This window comes from Blautia glucerasea (assembly GCF_013304385.1).
Taxonomy (GTDB): domain Bacteria; phylum Bacillota; class Clostridia; order Lachnospirales; family Lachnospiraceae; genus Blautia_A; species Blautia_A ammoniilytica.
On the sequence record NZ_JAAITU010000131.1, the window covers coordinates 1 to 768 of the forward strand.

Sequence of the window (768 nt, forward strand, 5' to 3'; positions counted from 1 at the left end):
AGTCGCCCCCACCCGTGAAACGGGTGGCTCGTAGGATGGCTATAAGCCTTTAATGCTAGGCCAGCGTCTCAAGGCGCTGGCTTTCGCTTTGCTCCAGCCACATTGCTCTTGACTCGTCGCCGCCCTTAAAAGGGCATTTGTACTACTTCGCCTTAACCCTTAAAAGGGTCCTCATATTCTTTTACGCTAAGTTTATCCTGCATAATATCATATTTTTCCTGCTCTTGGATATACTTGCGTACTGTGGCGTCATTTACTCCTACTGTACTAACATAGAATCCTTCACTCCAAAAATGTCTGTTTCCAAATTTGTACTTTAAATTTGCGTGTCTATCAAATATCATAAGTGCTGACTTTCCTTTTAAATATCCCATAAAACTAGATACGCTATATTTTGGTGGTATGCTGACCAACATATGAATATGGTCGGGCATAAGATGCCCTTCGATTATTTCTACTCCTTTATAAGAGCATAACTGTTTTATAATGTCACGAATATCAGCTTTGTATTGATTGTAAATTATTTTTCGTCTATACTTTGGAGTGAAGACAATGTGATATTTACACATCCATTTTGTGTGTGATAAATCATTCGTTTTCTTTGCCATAAAATCACCTTTCCTTTCGTAAATAGTGGCTGGACACCTCTATTATAGTACGGAAAGGTGATTTTTGCGTATAACAATGGGTCACCACCCGCGAAGCAGGTGGGTTATAGTTCAAAATGCCTACACGCTGCGTAGACATTTTGAACAGGCTAAAGCCGTA

1 protein-coding gene is annotated in these 768 nt (G+C 40.0%); it reads right to left on the minus strand.

Annotated features, from left to right (window positions below; translation table 11 throughout):
- Positions 1–152 precede the first annotated feature (152 nt).
- Positions 153–608 (minus strand): IS200/IS605 family transposase, encoded by a 456-nt coding sequence (gene tnpA, locus G5B11_RS18715; RefSeq protein WP_117853754.1) that lies wholly within the window; start codon positions 606–608, stop codon positions 153–155.
- Positions 609–768 lie beyond the last annotated feature (160 nt).

Coding starts and splice junctions, on each gene's coding strand:
- tnpA (WP_117853754.1), bottom strand. CDS start 608: ATGGCAAAGAAAACGAATGATTTATCACACACAAAATGGATGTGTAAA.